Origin of the sequence: Mycobacterium sp., from assembly GCF_036488105.1 — a bacterium.
Classification (GTDB): domain Bacteria; phylum Actinomycetota; class Actinomycetes; order Mycobacteriales; family Mycobacteriaceae; genus Mycobacterium.
The window spans coordinates 21635-38049 of the sequence record NZ_DASXHW010000020.1 but is presented as its reverse complement, the minus strand read 5'-3'; the positions used below and the strand labels follow the sequence as shown (position 1 = coordinate 38049).

Here is a 16415-nt window from a genome sequence, read left to right as displayed (position 1 = left end):
ATGGCTCAGGCCATCAGCGACGGCATTCCGAAACTGCGCATCGAGGAAGCGGCAGCACGGACCCAGGCCCGCATCGACTCCGGGATTCAGCCGGTGATCGGAGTCAACAAGTATCAGGTTGAAGAGGACCAAGAAGTCGAGGTACTCAAGATCGAGAACAGCCGGGTGCGCGCCGAGCAGTTGGCCAAACTGCAACAGCTGCGGGCGAGCCGCGATCAATCGGCGGTCGACGCAGCCCTGGCCGAACTGTCGCGTGCCGCTGCCGCCCACGGCCGTGCCGGCGAAGTGGGGGCACCGCGCGCTGGCGGGAGAGGGCTGGGAAATAACCTGCTGGCGCTGGCCATCGACGCGGCCCGGGCCAAGGCCACGGTCGGCGAGATCTCTGACGCGCTGGAGAAGGTGTACGGGCGTCACCAGGCGGAGATCCGTACCATCGCCGGGGTCTACCGCGACGAAGCTGGAAAGGCCGAAAACATGGCATCCGCCACCGAACTCGTCGAGAAGTTCGCCGAGGCCGACGGTCGGCGGCCACGGATCCTGGTGGCCAAAATGGGGCAGGACGGCCACGACCGGGGACAGAAGGTGATCGCAACGGCTTTCGCCGACATCGGATTCGACGTCGACGTCGGTGCCCTGTTCTCTACGCCGGACGAGGTCGCCCGTCAGGCCGCCGACAACGACGTACACGTGGTCGGGGTGTCCTCCCTTGCAGCCGGTCACCTCACGTTGGTGCCCGCACTCCGCGATGCTCTGGCCGAGGTGGGTCGCTCCGACATCATGGTGGTCGTCGGCGGCGTCATCCCGCCGGGTGACTTCGACGAGCTGTACGCGGCGGGCGCCACGGCGATCTTCCCGCCGGGCACGGTGATCGCCGACGCCGCCATCGATCTGTTGCACAAGCTGGCCGAACGACACGGGTACACCCTTTAGCCAGATGGCAACTGAAAACGGCGACAGCATAGACAAACTCGCCGCGGCGGTCCGCAGCGGCGATCGGACGGCGCTGCCGCGGGCGATCACGCTGGTCGAGTCGACCCGCGCCGATCACCGCGACCGCGCACAGCAGTTGCTGCTGCAGCTCTTGCCCGCTGCCGGCAATGCCCTGCATGTCGGGATCACCGGGGTGCCGGGAGTCGGCAAGTCGACCACCATCGAGGCGCTCGGGATGCACTTGATCGGCCGCGGCCATCGGGTGGCTGTCCTTGCCGTCGATCCCTCGTCGACCAGAACCGGCGGATCGATTCTCGGCGACAAGACCCGAATGCCGGAGCTGGCAGCGCATCCGGACGCCTATATCCGGCCGTCGCCGACATCGGGCACGCTCGGCGGTGTGGCCAAGGCCACCCGGGAGACCATCGTGCTGTTGGAGGCCGCCGGGTTCGACGTGATCCTGGTGGAGACGGTGGGTGTCGGTCAGTCCGAGGTCGCGGTGTCCAACATGGTCGACACGTTCGTCTTTCTGACGCTTGCGCGCACCGGTGATCAGCTGCAGGGCATCAAAAAAGGCGTGCTGGAGCTCGCCGACATCGTCGTGGTCAACAAGGCCGACGGCGATCACCTGACGGAGGCACGCAAAGCCGCGCGCGAACTTGCCGGGGCGATCCGGTTGATCTATCCCCGCGAAACCCTCTGGCGTCCACCGGTTCTAACTATGAGCGCGTTGGAAGGCACTGGGTTGGAAGAGTTGTGGGACACCGTCGAGCGGCATCGCGATGTGCTCACCGAGGCGGGGGACTTCGAGGCGCGTCGGCGGGCCCAGCAGGTCGACTGGACGTGGCAGATGGTTCGTGACACCGTACTGGACCGGGTGCTGTCCAACCCCGCGGTGCGCAAAGCCCGCGCTGATGTCGAGCGGCGGGTACTTACTGGGGAATTGACCCCGGCGCTGGCTGCTCAGCAAATATTGGAGCTCGCTTCGATAACGGATAGCTAAATTGCACTTCGTTCATAGAGTCGGACGGTAGATTCGACGCATGACCCCCGAAGTAGTGGGCAATCGCCGCTCCGTGCTGCCGCGCGGAGTTCACGGCGCAGCCGACCCACACTTTGCCTGCGCAGTGCGCAGCTTCGCCAGCATGTTCCCGCACCGCCGATTCGGCGGCGGGGCGCTGGCTGTCTACCTGGACGGCGTACCCGTCGTCGATGTGTGGACCGGCTGGGCGGATCGGCAGGGACGGGTGCCGTGGACCGCGGATACCGGCACCATGGTGTTCTCGGCGACAAAGGGCCTGGCCTCCACCGTGATCCATCGGCTCGTCGACCGCGGGCTGATCGAGTACGACGTGCCGGTTGCCCAGTATTGGCCGGAGTTCGGCGCCAACGGCAAAGCGGATATCACTGTCCGCCAGCTGATGCGGCATCAGGCCGGGCTGTCGGCGTTGCGCGGGTCCAGCAGGCAAGACCTGCTCGACCATGAACTGATGGAACGGCGCCTGGCCGGAGCGCCCCCGGGATACTCGTTCGGCAGGTCGGCCTATCACGCTCTGACCTACGGCTGGCTGCTGTCTGGGCTGGCTCGGGCCGTCACCGGTAAAGGCATGCGGCAGTTGATCCGCGAGGAGCTGGCGGAGCCGCTGGGCACCGACGGCTTGCACCTGGGCCGCCCGCCCGCCGAGGCGCCGACGCGAGCAGCCCAGATCATCATGCCGCAGAGCGCTTTCCAGAACCCTGTGTTCAACGCGGTGGCGCCAATGGTCGCCGCGCTGCCCCTCTCCGCCGGATTCGGTTCGATGTACTTCCCGGGTGTGAAAGCCGTTGCGCAAGGAGATATTCCGTTGTTGGATGCGGAGATCCCGGCGGCTAACGGCGTGGCGACAGCCCGAGGGCTGGCCCGGATGTACGGCGCGATCGCCAACGGCGGCCGGATCGATGGCAGCCAATTCCTCTCACCGGAGGTGGCCGCCGGTCTCAGCGGGCGGCGAAGCCTGCGGCCCGACGGAAACCTGGTGATACCGCTGGCATTCCATCTCGGCTACCACCGACTACCGTTGGAGGTGATACCCGGGTTCGGCCACGTTGGACTGGGCGGCTCGCTCGGGTGGGCCGATCCGGAGAGCGGCCTGGCGTTGGGGTTTGTGCACAATCGGTTGTTGACCCCGTTCGTCGTCGTCGACCACGCCGGGTTCGTCGCGACCGGCGCGCTGTGCCGGAGGGGCGCGGCCCAGGCGCGCAAGGACGGGTTCGAGCGGGTGGCCGACTTCGGCTCGCCCTTCGCCGAGCCGGGAGCCGTTGCCGGCTAACGGGTTACTGAGCTTTGTTCAGCTGGAGACCGACCTTCAAGGTCACCTGGAAATGCGTGCCGCCCGGTCCCTGGCGATCCGCTACGAGCCGGGCTGTGTCGTTACGACATCGCAGCACTAGAATTCCGTGAGAACTCACCATATGGCGGGCGCATCGGCGGCCGATGAAGGTAAAGAGATACCTGTGAGCGGTTCTTTCATTTCGGACGTGCTGCGTGAGCGTGCCGGTTTCAGGCCGAATGGCACAGCCTTCACGTTCGTTGACTACGAGCAGGATTGGGCCGGTGTTACCAAAAGCCTCAGCTGGTCTCAGGTCTATCGCCGATGCTTAAACGTTGCACATGAGCTCAGCCTTTGCGCGTCGACCGGCGACCGGGCAGTGATACTGGCACCACAGGGCCTCGACTACATCGCAGCATTTCTGGGAGCGTTGCAGGCCGGGCTGATCGCCGTTCCGCTTTCGGCTCCTATGGGCGGCGCCCACGATGAGCGGGTTGATTCGGTCCTGCACGACACATCGCCGTCGGTCATTTTAACGACCTCCTCAGCCGTCAGCGATGTCGGCAAGTACTCCCAACCGCAGAACGGTGAATCCGGTCCATCCGTCATCGAGGTTGATTCGCTGGACCTGGACTGCGCCAGAGCAGCGTCGCGCAGGCTTGCTACTCGACCCGCTACTGCCTACTTGCAATACACGTCTGGGTCGACCCGTCGGCCTGCCGGGGTCATGATCTCGCACAGGAATCTTCTGGCCAACTTCAAACAGATCACGTCCGACTACTTTCTGGAGTATGGAAAGGTTGCTCCGCCGGGCACCGCTACTGTGTCGTGGCTGCCGTTCTATCATGATCTGGGTTTGATCTTAGGAATTTGCGCACCGATTCTGGCCGGAGTCCCGGGTGTGTTCACCAGTCCAGTGGCGTTTTTGCAGCGTCCAGCCCGCTGGATGCAATTGCTTGCCAGCAATGGTCATGTGTTCTCCGCGGCGCCGAACTTCGCTTTCGACTTGGCGGCACGGAAAACCACCGACGAGGACATGGCCGGGCTGGATCTCGGGGACGTGCTAATCATCCAAAACGGTGCCGAACGAGTGCAGCCCAAGACGCTGCGCCGCTTTACTGAGCGGTTCGCCAAGTTCAAACTCGGCGACACGGTGATACGGCCCTCGTATGGGCTTGCAGAAGCAACGGTCTACGTGGCGACCCGCACACCGGCTCAACGGCCACAAATCGTCCACTTCGAATCGGACAAACTGTCCGCCGGCCGCGCGAAGCGGTGCGAAAGCGGAGGCGGAGGCGGTAGGCCGCTCATCAGTTACGGCGCGCCGCAGTCGCAGACAATCCGCATCGTCGATCCCGGTACCTGTATCGAGTGTCCCCCGGGAACCGTCGGTGAGATCTGGGTGCACGGCGAGAACGTCGCGATGGGCTATTGGCGGAGACCTCAAGAGACGAAAAGCACCTTCGGCGCAAGGCTTCTCACTTCGTCCGTAGGCACTCCACAAGAGCCTTGGCTACGAACAGGGGACTCGGGCTTCTTCTTCGACGGCGAGTTGTTCATCATTGGCCGCACCAAGGATCTCTTAATCGTCTATGGGCGCAACCACTCTCCCGACGACATTGAGGCGACGGTCCACGAGATCACGCGGGGACGTTGCGCGGCGATATCAGTCCCGGATGAGGGCACGGAGAAGCTGGTCGCGATCATCGAGTTCAAGATGCGTGACGACTCCGACGAGGACGCGATGGATAAGCTCGTCAGCGTCAAAGGCGAAGTTAGCTCAGCGATTTCAAACTCGCACGGCCTAGCTGTCGCGGATCTTGTTCTGGTAGCACCTGGTTCGATTCCTATCACCAGCAGTGGCAAGGTCAGGCGGGCGGCGTGCGCCGAGCAGTACCGGCAAAATCAATTCACCCGCTTGGATGCTTAAGCACGTCGCGAATAAGGCTTCCGCGGGGAAGCTTGTCTTGGCAAGTTGTGCAAGTCGCGTTGATGTCGAGCCCTGCGCCAACCACTTAGTCAAAAGATATAGCCGCCGACAGCCCATGCCCGTTTCCCCGGTCGCTCAATCACCCTGGTGGGCTTGCCGTCCTTGAACAGGGCGTCCTGGCGCACTACACCGCTGCGGACCGCGTCGCCCCACGCCCTCGCCGGCCCAGCGCCGTAGGAACGCCAGGGGCACAGATCATCCATGATTACCACCGTTTCGCCGGTGCATAGTGCGCAGACGTTGGCCAGGTCAGCCTGGGCGACCTCGTACTGATGCCCGCCGTCGATGAAGACCAGGTCGAACGGCGAATCGGGATTGCGACGGGCGTATTCGGGCACGCTCTCGCGGGAGTCTCCGTAGATCAGCGTATGCCGGCCGGGGAATTTGCTGTCGATCAACTTCTTAGCCGTCCGCACCGATGCATGCTCGTTCAGGTCAAACGCAACGACATGGGTGTGGGGGTGGGCGTTGAGGAAGGCGTAGCTTGAGGCGCCGGTATTGAATCCGATTTCTGCAATCCGGCGCGCGTTTGTGCGCTGCACGATGGACATCAGGAAGCGCAGTTGTCGTGCGGAACTCGCTCCCTCCATGGGGAATCGCCCTCGCAGCCGCAGATACCGCAGGATCTCCCACTGAATCCCTCTCGCGCCCTGCACTGACGTTAACCTCTTTCCAGCCGTGACCGAGCAGCAAGAAAATCATCGATTAAAGTCTCGGTCATCCGTCCCGTCCCTAGCTTCACCGTTGGATCCGTTTGGGGTTAGTGGATCTACGTACGGGACGTATCCGGACTGGCACTGCTGTGCCTCGGCCACGGATCGATGCCCTCGTAGCGCGCAAGCTGACCACCTCAGACGCTTCCTATCCCGCTGGTCAGTAGGAAGACTCCCGTCACCGCGGCGATGGCGGGGAGGAGCTGCCGACGGTGAGCTCGCATCCAGTCGTGTGCGTGCAGCATGACCGCGTGGGTCCTCTCCGGTGTCACCAGGTAGCTGACGAGCGGGATCTCGACGGCTGCAAGCACCACAACGGTGAACATCATTGCTGCGCTGATCTGCGTAACGATAGGGGCGCCCGAGGTCAGGATGGCGGCGATTGCGACCTGATACTCGACGTGGGGCGGCGCTGATCCGAAGCCGGCCACAAACGGCACCCACAGACTCCCGCCTACCAGCGCACCGCGGGCGCGCGTCGACAGCCCGCGAAATGCGTTCGCTGGGCTCGGCTCCGATACCAGAACCGGCGAATCACCACTGGGTATCGCCACCGCCGCTCGGTGACGCAATCGCGCGGTCAGTAGCGCGGCGATCAGTAGCGCGCACGCACCAATGACGATTCCGACATACCCGCTCTTAAGGGCTGCAAACGTAGACGCCACGTATTGGGTAACCATAAGTGCGAAGTCGCGCAGCAGCATTACCGAACCGAGGGCGATGGCGGTGCCCGATGCCATACCGCCGAGCCAGAACACGAGCAAGTTGGCCAGGGGCCGTGGCCGCGAAATCAAGAGTGCGACGATGGCGAGGCGCGTTGGGTCTGGCGCCACCACAAGCGCAAGCGCCAGCACCGTAGCCCATATCATCCGCGGAGCCTGTCTTCTAATCGATCGGCGGCGGTGGTAACGCTGGCGGCGGGTTTGGTCATGTGGGTGGCGACCTCGCGGGCTCGGGTGAGGTATTGCGGGGCGAGGACGGAGCGGAGGTCGGCGACCAGGGACTCCCGGGTGGTGCTCGACAATCGCCGAGCGGAGCCGACTTTCAGCCGTTTGATTTGCGCTGCCCAGATTGGTTGATCGGCCCCCATCCACAGGATCAGGGTGGGGATTCCGGCGCGTATGCCGGCGGCGGTGGTGCCCGCGCCGCCTTTGTGAACGACGGCGCGGCAGGTGGGAAAGATGGCCGCGTGGTTGACCTCGCTCACGATTTTTACGTGGTCGACATGGGGGATGCGGCGAAAGTCACTTCTGCCCGAGCAGATCAGGGCTCGTTCGTCTAGCTGCGCGCAGACGGTGCTGATCAGTTCTACTGTGCTGGCGGGAGATTCGAGCGGCATGCTGCCAAAGCCGAAATAGATCGGTGGTTTTCCAGCGGCAATCCACGACAAGACGTCGTCGTCGTTATCCGTCGGCAACTCCATTGTCAGCACGCCGGAAAAGGGTCTTCGGCCAGCCCAATCCGCCCACTCCGCTGCCAGTCCGGGGAAGCAGAACTCGTCGTAGGCCTGGATCTCGAGCGATCCGCGTTCGGCGATCCGTGGCGGTGACGGGCCTGTTGTCTTGGGCAGGCCTAATTCAGCGCGCTGCGTGTCCTCGGCCTGCTTCGTCATGCGCCAATATATCCACCAGGCCATCGTCATTGCTGAGCGCATCAGCGGTGAGGGCAGTCCCGGAATGAGCTGGCCGTTGACGCACATCGGGAAGTAGTGCAGTGCGGCCAGCGGAATGTCGTAATACTCCGCGACATTGGCGGCGACCTCCCGGAAAGGCGCGCCTGTCACTAGCAGGTCGGCGCCGTCCGCCAGCGACGTCAGGGTCCTGCTCATCTCCGCCCAGCCTCGGGTGTTGAACTCTATAGCTTCGCGGGTTGCGTGCAGCAACTTGATCGGATGGTGGATCTTCCAGAAGTTGCGCGCGAAATCGTTCGGCCCCAGTTGCCACTGCGGCCCGGACGCGACCGCTGCGAGCCCGGCCGATTCGACGAAGCCAACCAGGTCGGGCGGGACCGCCATGACCACTTCGTGGCCGCGGCGGAGAAGCTCCAGGCCAACGGCGGCGCAGGGCTCGACATCGCCGCGAAGTCCATGGGCTGCCAACGCAAATTTCATGGCTGGAGCCTCGTTTCTAGTAGATCGGCGACCAGCGATTCCCGGGCGGCGATCTCGCTGCCTGCGTGCACCCACTTCATCGGACGCCAGCGACGCTCTGCGGAGGTGCAACAGCAGTACGGCCCCCCGCAACGTCGGTAAACGCCGATTTCATGGCCCTTACATAACGGCTAACCGATTCGCTGGCGATCGGGTTTTTCGGGAACACCACCACCAATTGGGTCTCGTTTTCAAGCCGAATCACCCGGATATTGATTCGACCCAGGAGAATTCTGCCGTCGCCGTAGTGCCCGGCATTCAACCCGTCCAATTGAGAGTTCGCGACAGCAGAAAGGGGAGGGATACCAGCCTCGAGGTAGAACATCAAGGGAGCGCCCCATTCAGCTTTCCTCAGCCACGGCGCCAATTCCAGTACCCGATCGAGCGGCACGTCCGCCAGACGTCTACCCGAATCAAAGGATGCCTGCGCGGCTCTGGCCGTCGCACCGAAAGACGAGGCGACCGGAACGGTCATCGGCACGTAGCCTATGAACCAGCCTGTTGTCACGAAATCTGCCGGAGTGCGCCGTATATCAATGGGAACAACTCCGTAATACGTTTCAGCGCCCGTCAATTCGTATTCGGCAAGCGCCGTGCACGCGAACACGCCGCCGCAGAACCGGGCCCCGACGGATAGGCAAACGGATTCGAATTCGAGAGTCTGTCGCTTGTCCAACAGCTGTGCGCCGATGACGTCGCACGGCACGAATGGGTCACCGAGTGGCAGGGGCCAGTCGGGAAGGGTTCCGTCGTTGTTCTCGAAGAATTCAATCCATTCCCTTACCTCCGCCGACTCTAAGGTCAGCGCGGACGTGTGCCGGCGCTGCCGGACGCAGTAAGTGTGATAGCTGCCGGCCTCCGGCAGCGAGATGGGAGCGCCACCTCTCGTCACGGTGGCATACATGACATGGATCTCCGCGTATGCCAAGCTGAAAAGCATTGCATCGGTGTGGAGATGGTCAATGCATAGGCAGAATGTGAAGTGGTCGGCGCGCTGAATGATTGCGAAGCGAAAGCAATCCCATTGGAGCGGGCTCGGGGTAGCCAGTAGATGGCTTCGCAATTCTGCGGCCGTTATCTCGCCGTACTTGGTCGGGACGAGGTTGATGTCGCTGGCTTCGGCGATGGTCCGATGGACGATGTGTTCGCGATCGGTGTCGTCGAACCAACTGCGGTAGGTGTCGTGGCGACGAAGGTGAGCGTTGATGACATACGTCATGGCACGGATGTCGCATCGGCCGGGTATGGACCAGGTTGCAATGACCAACCGTGACATATCCAGACCCCGGTCGGCGTATGCGCGATAGTCACGAAGGTGCTGGGCTTGCGTATAGCTCGCCGGGACAGCGGTTATCGGCGCCTGCCGGACTTTCGCGAGGGTCGCAGGCGATGACTGCCATGACACGAATGAGCCCGGTTCGGGCGCCCAATCGTGGATCATTCCCACTTCCACGTTCGCGACTTCTATCACTCTTCCTCCGAGTCCCTCAGCAGTTGCGGTTCACCGGAGACCTGTTACGCCGGAGCGCCTTCGAGGCCCGCCAACGCTCCGCACAGGTGGTCGGCCAGACCTCGAATGGAGGTGATATCTGTGGAGCCTACGCGGATGCCTGTTTCCATCTCGATGCGCGTGCGCAGTTCGAGGTAGCCAAGCGAGTCAAGTCCGCACTCGGACACCGGACGATCCGGGTCGATGGAACGCCGCAGAATGAGGCTGACTTGCTCACCCACCAGATGACGCAGCCGGGTCGGCCACTCTTCCCGTGCCAACGCCGTGAGTTCGGCGCGGAATTTATCTGTGTCCGTGCGGCTTTGCCCCGTGGGTTTGAAGAGTTCAGCGAACGGGCTGCGTTGCCCAAGCGCCACTAACCACGGCATTCCGATGAACGGCATGTAGCCGGTGTAGGTGCGGTCGTGCCGTAACAGCGCCTCGAAAGCGTAGGCACCGTCGTTGGGTGTGATCAGCGCGGCGCCATTGCCTTCTGCCAGCGACGCGGCGCGCCCGATCTCACCCCATGCTGCCCATGCGATCGCGCTGGCCGGAAGGCCCTGAGCCCGGCGCCACCGAGTGAATGCGTCTAGCCAGCTGTTGGCCGCCGCGTATGCGCCCTGACCAGGCGAGCCCACCAGCGCGGCTGCCGAGGAGAATGAGCAGAACCAGTCGAGCGGCTGGTTGGCGGTTGCGCGGTGCAGATGCCAAGCGCCGTACACCTTTGGCGCCCAGTTGCGATCGATGAGCTCATCGGTGATGTTGGGCAGCGTGGCGTCATCGACCACCCCTGCGGCGTGCAATACCCCGCGCAACGGGAGTCCGTTGGCCGTCGCCATGGCCACCAAGCCTTCGGCTGTCTCGCGGTCGGTGATGTCGCCGCACGCCACCACGACGTCGGCGCCGATTGCGCGGATAAGCTCGATTGTCTCCAGTGCCTTTAAATTCGGTTGAGAGCGGGAGGTCAACACAATGCGCCCGCAGCCCGCCGTGGCCATCTTCTCGGTGAGGAAGAGCCCAAGCGCGCCCAAGCCCCCGGTGATCACATAGGCGCCGTCACGACGGAAAATCGGAGCCTGCTCCGGTGGCAGTACCGCAGTGCGAGACCCGGCCTGCGGGACGTCGAGCACAAGCCTGCCGGTGTGCTCGGCCGCGCTCATGATCCTGATCGCGGTCGCCGCTTCGACTAGTGGGTAGTCGGTGTGCTTCGCGGGAGGCAATTCTCCATCAGCTACTAGCCGGAACACTGTGCGCAGCAGCTCCCCGACGCGTTGGGGGCGGCCGATCGACAGCATCACCAGGTCGACATAGTGGAACGTGAGGTTGCGGTGGAACGGGAAGAGCTCCAGCCGGGTGTTGCCATAGACGTCGCGTTTGCCGATCTCGACGAACTGTCCGCCGATGGCCAGCAAATCGATTCCGGCGCGGAGTGCTGTGCCGGTTAAGGAGTTGAGCACGATATCCACGCCGTAGCCGTCGGTATCGCAGCGGATCTGTTCGCCGAAGTCCGCGCTCCGCGAATCGTAAACATGCTGGACCCCCATGTTGCGCAACAGCTGTCGACACTGGTGGCTGGCAGCGGTGGCGAAGATTTCGGCTCCTGCCGCGCGGGCGATCGCTACGGCTGCCTGGCCTATGTCGCCGGTCGCCGAGTGGATCAAGACCCGGTCGCACGAGGCAATCCTGGCCTGATCGTGTAGGGCATACCAGGCGGTGGCATGCACGGTACCCACTGCGACCGCCTGATGGTCGGTCAGGCCAGCGGGCAGCGTGACGGCCAGCCGGGCGTCGCACGTGACAAACGTGGCCCAACAGCCGTTTCCGGAAAAGCCGCCGACACGATCGCCGACGTGGTGGTTGCTCACGTCCGGCCCGACCGCCGTGACGACGCCGGCGAAATCCATACCCAGCTCTGGTTGCTGTCCGTCAATGCTGGGGGAGCGGCTCGTCGCGACAAGCACATCGGAGAAGTTGACGCTGGATGCGCTTACCGCGACCTCGATCTGCCCCGCCCCCGGCTGAACGCGTTGAAATGCGACCAGTTCCATTGTGTCCAGGTGCCCGGTCGTTCGAATTCGCAGGCGTGCACCGTCGCGCCCGTGGTTGACCACCGTGGTTCGGCGCTCCTCGGGGCGAAGCGGAGCGCGACAAAGGCGGGCGGTGTACCACTGCCCGTTACGCCAAGCGGTCTCGTCCTCTTCGGATCCACTGAGCAGTTGCCGCGCAAGCTGTTCGGCGTCGATGGCTTCATCCATGTCGATTTGGGTGGCAAGCAAATGCGGATGTTCGGTGCCGATCGCCCGCATCAAACCGCGCAGCCCAGCCTGCGCCAGGTTGGCCACGTCGTCGGGTAGCACGGGTTGGGCATTCCTGGTTGCGAGGTACAAGCGAGGCGCGCCGCCGGGGACCTCCGGCAATTCGCGGGCGATGCGCACCAGATGCCGCACGTATTCGCCGCCCTGGAACGCAATGTGCTCGTCGGGGTCGCCGTTCTTCGGTTCGGTCAGGACCACTAGTCCGTCGAATCGAGCGGCTCGGAGCTGGCCGCGCAACGCTTCGCCATTCGACGAGTGGTCGGCGTGCTGCGGCCAGCACACGGAAGTGCATTGCGCACCATTGAGTTTCAACGCATCGGTCAACTGGGTTGCCAGTGCATCCGCGGTTGTGGAAGTGCTGACGAGAAGCCACGCTCCTGCATCGGTGTGCGCCACCTCAGGCAGCGCCTGCTGCTGCCACTCTATGGTGAGCAGCCGCTCGTTCAGCACGCGATCGTGCTCGGTGCTTTGCGAGATCCCCAGGCCCATCTGCAGCCCGCGTACGGTCAACAGCACCGCCCCGTGTTCGTCCAAGACGTCGAGGTCAGCCTCAACCTCCGCGTCGGCGACTCTGGTCAGTTGCGAGTAGCAGTAGCGCGCGTTGCTGGTGGAACCGTAGACCCGCAGCCGACGGACGCTCAGCGGCAGCAGCAGACCGCCATTGCAAACCTCGACGACACTGGGGTGGGCCGCCACCGAGTGAAAGCAGGCATTTAGCAGCGCAGGGTGCACTGCGTAGCTGCGCCGAAAGCGGATCGAGCCAGGCGGCAGCCTGACCTCGGCCAGCACTGTGGCACCGGTTCCGTCGGCGATGTGGGCGGCGGCTAGTCCGGTGAAGGCAGGACCCAACTGGATACCGCGCTGATCCCACCATTTTCGAAGCTCGGCTCCATGCACGGTGCGCGGGTGCGCCGCCAGCAGGGCGGCCACGTCGTGCGTGGGCGGTCGGTCATCGTCCCCGACGGCGCAAAGGACTGCGGCGGCCCGCCGCACGTGCTCCCCATCATGGTCGGTCTCCACCGCGAAGTTGACGACGCCCGGCGAGGCCATCGACGCGGCGGCGCCGACGGTGGTCTGCGCATCCAGCAGAAGCTCGTGCTCGAAGCGGATGTCACGGACCTCGGACTCCTCGCCAAGAACCGCGCGGGCCGCACCCAGTGCCATCTCACAGTAGGCCGCTCTCGGAAGGACAGCGGCATTGCGAATCTGGTGATCGCCCAGCCACGGTTGCGCCGCAGTGCCGACCTCGGCCTGCCACACGTGCCGTTCCGATTGCTCCTGCAGGCGCACATGCTGCCCCAACAACGGATGAACTGAAACGGTTGAACCGCTGCGTGTTTGGGATTCCTGACCGTCCCGGTTTAAAAAATACCGACGGTGCGTCCAGGTCGGCAGCGGTGCGTCCACCAGCTGCCCCGCCGGGTACAGCACTGAAAAGTCCACCGCCGCACCCGCGTTGTGCAGCTCCGCCAGAAAGTCGCGCAGCCCGTGCGATAGCGCTTGGTTGCGGCGCATGCCGGCCAGTGCGGCCAGTGGCATATCCAGGCTGCGGGCGGTCTGCTGGAGAGCGTGGGTAAGCAGGGGGTGTGGTGCCAGTTCTGCGAAAACTCGATGCCCGTCTTCCAATGCGGCCTGCACAGCCGCTGCGAACCGCACTGTGTGGCGCAGATTGTCGGCCCAGTAGACGCCATCGCACACCGGCGATTCTCGCGGGTCGAACTGCGTCGCGGAGTAATAGGGAACGTCTGGCGTCATCGGGTTCAGCCCTGCCAAGACATCTGCCAGCTCGGCGAGAATCGGCTCTACCTGAGGGGAGTGCGATGCGACGTCGACGGCGATCTCGCGGGCCATCACATCACGCCGCTCCCACGCTGCTACCAGATCGCGGACCGTCTCGGTGGCGCCGCCGATCACTGTGGACTGCGGCGAGGCCACCACTGCCACCACAACGTCGTCAACGCAGCGAGCCACCAGTTCCGAAAGCACTTGATCGGCCGGTAGTTCCACCGATGCCATGGCCCCGGTGCCGGCGATGTGGGTCATCAGCCGCGAACGGCGGCAGATCACCCGCACCCCGTCTTCCAGCGACAAGGCGCCGGCAACGACAGCTGCCGCAGCCTCCCCGAGGGAGTGGCCAATAACTGCGCCCGGGCGTACCCCGTGTGCCTTCATGGTGGCGGCCAGGGCGACCTGCATGGTGAACAGCGTCGGCTGGATCCGGTCAATACCGGTCACGATCCGGGGTGCCGACATCGCCTCGGTCACCGAGAATCCGGATTCGTGGGCGATGAGCGGCTCCGCCGCGGCGACGGTCGCGGCGAACGCGGGCTCGTTCGCGAGCGGGTCAGCTCCCATCGCCGCCCACTGCGAACCCTGCCCGGAGAACACCCACACCGGACCCCGATCATCGCGCCCGACCGTGACCTGATGCGGCGTGTCAATATTGGCGACCTCGCGCAACGCCTCGGTCAGTTCGGGCAAGGTGCTGGCGATAACGGCGGTTCGGACCGGTCGGTGGGCGCGCCGCCGCGCCAGCGTGTAGCCGAGGTCCGCCAACGCGACGTCCCCCTGTGCGTCCACCCAGTCGGCCAGCCGGCCAGCAGTGCGGCGCAGTTCGTGGGCCGACGTGGACGATAGCGGGAAAAGCAGTGCTGCCGTTGTCGGCGATTCGGCTGAGATATCCTCGGGCGCAGTGGCTTCGGGGGCCTGTTCCAGGACGGCGTGCACGTTGGTTCCCGAGAACCCGTAAGACGACACCGCCGCCCTTCGAGGCCCTTGGCGACCGTTCTCTGCTGGCCATGGCGTATTCGTTTGCGGGACAAAGAGGTTGGTCTCGATCTGAGCGAACTCATCCGGCATCCGGGTGAAATGGAGATTGCGCGGAATGACACCATGCCGGACGGCGAGGACGGCCTTCATCAGCCCAAGCGCTCCGGCGGCCGACTGGGTGTGTCCGAAGTTGGTCTTCACCGATGCGAGCGCGCACGGGCCGTCGACGCCGTACACCTTGGCAAGGCTCGCGTATTCGATAGGGTCACCCGCCGGGGTGCCGGCGCCGTGTGCCTCGACCATGCCTACGCTGCGGGGATCCACCTCCGCCGCGGCCAACGCCGCACGGTAGGCCGCGACCTGTGCAGGCCCCGACGGTGCCACGATATTCACTGTGTCGCCGTTCTGGTTGGCGGCCGTGCCGCGTACTACAGCGAGGATCCGGTCGCCATCGGCGAGCGCGTCGGGCAGCCGTTTAAGCAGCATCACGACGCAACCCTCGCCGGGCACGAATCCGTCGGCGGCCACGTCAAACGCATGGCAGCGTCCGGTCGGAGACAACATGCCGATGGCCGAGCCAGAAGCGGCCTTGCGGGGTTCAAGCATCACCGAAGCGCCGCCCGCCAGCGCGATGTCGCTTTCACCGTCGTGCAGGCTGCGGCAGGCCAGGTGGATAGCCGCGAGGCCAGACGAGCATGCGGTGTCCACCGTCATCGCCGGACCGTGCAGTCCCATGGCGTAGGCGATCCGCCCCGACCCCATGGCGAAGCTGTTACCCAGATATCCGTACGGTCCCTCCAGGGCCTGGGCATCGGCATGTACGAACTGGTAGTCGGCATGCATTAATCCCACGAAGACGCCGGTTCGCAAGTCGGCTAGTTTCTCCCGGGTGAAACCGCCGTGCTCCATGGCCTCCCACGAAGTTTCCAGCAGCAAGCGGTGCTGCGGATCCATCGCAGTCGCTTCTTTCTCGCTGATTCCGAAGAACTCGGGATCGAAGTCGGCGACGTTGTCCAGAAACGCGCCCCACTTGCACACCGACCGACCGAGCACGCCCGGCTCGGGGTCGTAGTACTCGTCGGCGTCCCATCGGTCGGGTGGAATCTCGGTGACCAGGTCATCGCCGCGCAGCAACGCGCGCCATAACTGGTCCGGCGATTCGATGCCTCCGGGAAGTCGGCAAGCCATCCCGATGACGGCAATCGGAGTAGCGGGCGTTCTGGTCATAGGGTGCAAAGAATAGGCCGAATCTGAGTGCGGAGAGATAGAAATGGCCATCTTTGAGGCGAAATGACAGACCGCGCCCAGGAAGCGGCAGCAGAGCGGGTGTGCTTCGCGCGTGCGTCGAGATGTAGAACCCCGGCGAGCTCAGCAGTTAATTACTGTCAACACGGAAGTTTCACAAGTATGAAATCAAGGCTTTTGTGCACGTCAGAGGACTTTTATGCTTGTTCCACTATTATTAAACACGTGTAGATAATTGAAGGATATGCGAGTACGATTGTTGCCTCATTACGGTATTTTATGAGCGGGTTTCAATTGTAAACATTAGCTATTGATAGCAACTCTGAAAATTGCCCTGCCCGGTCCAGCCGCAATCATAAGCCCAGTTGCAATCACAATTTCACCATTTTATAACCTTCTTTTATGTTTCTCCTTCGCGGCGTTATTAGGTGTCACGACTGGCGTAATTATGCGCCCGATTTCCGATTGGCTCTGCGTGCGTCATTTGTGCCGAGGAGTGACGGTGA

The 16415-nt window shown here is 63.7% G+C and carries 9 protein-coding genes; 4 read left to right on the top strand and 5 right to left on the bottom strand.

Going from position 1 to position 16415, the window contains the following annotated elements; translation table 11 throughout:
- The 4 genes from VGH54_RS01205 to VGH54_RS01190 form a co-directional block, all read left to right on the top strand.
- A partial coding sequence (locus VGH54_RS01205) for a methylmalonyl-CoA mutase family protein (RefSeq protein WP_331510114.1) occupies window positions 1–930 on the top strand: 930 nt, incomplete at its 5' end.
- A gap of 4 nt (window positions 931–934) precedes the next feature.
- Window positions 935–1933 (top strand): methylmalonyl Co-A mutase-associated GTPase MeaB, encoded by a 999-nt coding sequence (meaB, locus tag VGH54_RS01200; protein WP_331510113.1) that lies wholly within the window; start codon window positions 935–937, stop codon window positions 1931–1933.
- A gap of 40 nt (window positions 1934–1973) precedes the next feature.
- Window positions 1974–3239 (top strand): serine hydrolase domain-containing protein, encoded by a 1266-nt coding sequence (locus tag VGH54_RS01195; protein WP_331510112.1) that lies wholly within the window; start codon window positions 1974–1976, stop codon window positions 3237–3239.
- A gap of 142 nt (window positions 3240–3381) precedes the next feature.
- Window positions 3382–5169 (top strand): AMP-binding protein, encoded by a 1788-nt coding sequence (locus VGH54_RS01190; protein WP_414688614.1) that lies wholly within the window; start codon window positions 3382–3384, stop codon window positions 5167–5169.
- Window positions 5170–5258: 89 nt separating this feature from the next.
- On the opposite strand, the gene VGH54_RS01185 is transcribed toward VGH54_RS01190, so the two are convergent.
- From VGH54_RS01185 to pks2, 5 genes are all read right to left on the bottom strand, one after another.
- Window positions 5259–5885, bottom strand: a complete 627-nt coding sequence (locus VGH54_RS01185; protein ID WP_331510111.1) for a class I SAM-dependent methyltransferase — start codon at window positions 5883–5885, stop codon at window positions 5259–5261.
- A gap of 194 nt (window positions 5886–6079) precedes the next feature.
- Entirely contained in the window at window positions 6080–6811 is a 732-nt protein-coding gene (locus VGH54_RS01180; protein WP_331510110.1) for a GAP family protein, read from the bottom strand.
- Window positions 6808–8052 (bottom strand): glycosyltransferase, encoded by a 1245-nt coding sequence (locus VGH54_RS01175; RefSeq protein WP_331510108.1) that lies wholly within the window; start codon window positions 8050–8052, stop codon window positions 6808–6810. Before VGH54_RS01175 ends, VGH54_RS01180 begins: the two co-directional genes overlap by 4 nt.
- Window positions 8053–8128: 76 nt before the next feature.
- Entirely contained in the window at window positions 8129–9532 is a 1404-nt protein-coding gene (locus VGH54_RS01170; protein ID WP_331510115.1) for a condensation domain-containing protein, read from the bottom strand.
- A gap of 74 nt (window positions 9533–9606) precedes the next feature.
- Window positions 9607–15891, bottom strand: coding sequence for a sulfolipid-1 biosynthesis phthioceranic/hydroxyphthioceranic acid synthase (pks2, locus tag VGH54_RS01165; RefSeq protein ID WP_331510107.1), 6285 nt, complete (start codon window positions 15889–15891; stop codon window positions 9607–9609).
- Window positions 15892–16415 lie beyond the last annotated feature (524 nt).

Bases quoted from the DNA above. Each gene is read 5' to 3' on its own strand.
- VGH54_RS01175 (WP_331510108.1), bottom strand. From the start codon at position 8,052: ATGAAATTTGCGTTGGCAGCCCATGGACTTCGCGGCGATGTCGAGCCC.
- pks2 (WP_331510107.1), bottom strand. From the start codon at position 15,891: ATGACCAGAACGCCCGCTACTCCGATTGCCGTCATCGGGATGGCTTGC.
- meaB (WP_331510113.1), top strand. From the start codon at position 935: ATGGCAACTGAAAACGGCGACAGCATAGACAAACTCGCCGCGGCGGTC.
- VGH54_RS01190 (WP_414688614.1), top strand. From the start codon at position 3,382: ATGGCGGGCGCATCGGCGGCCGATGAAGGTAAAGAGATACCTGTGAGC.
- VGH54_RS01180 (WP_331510110.1), bottom strand. From the start codon at position 6,811: ATGATATGGGCTACGGTGCTGGCGCTTGCGCTTGTGGTGGCGCCAGAC.
- VGH54_RS01170 (WP_331510115.1), bottom strand. From the start codon at position 9,532: ATGATCCACGATTGGGCGCCCGAACCGGGCTCATTCGTGTCATGGCAG.
- VGH54_RS01195 (WP_331510112.1), top strand. From the start codon at position 1,974: ATGACCCCCGAAGTAGTGGGCAATCGCCGCTCCGTGCTGCCGCGCGGA.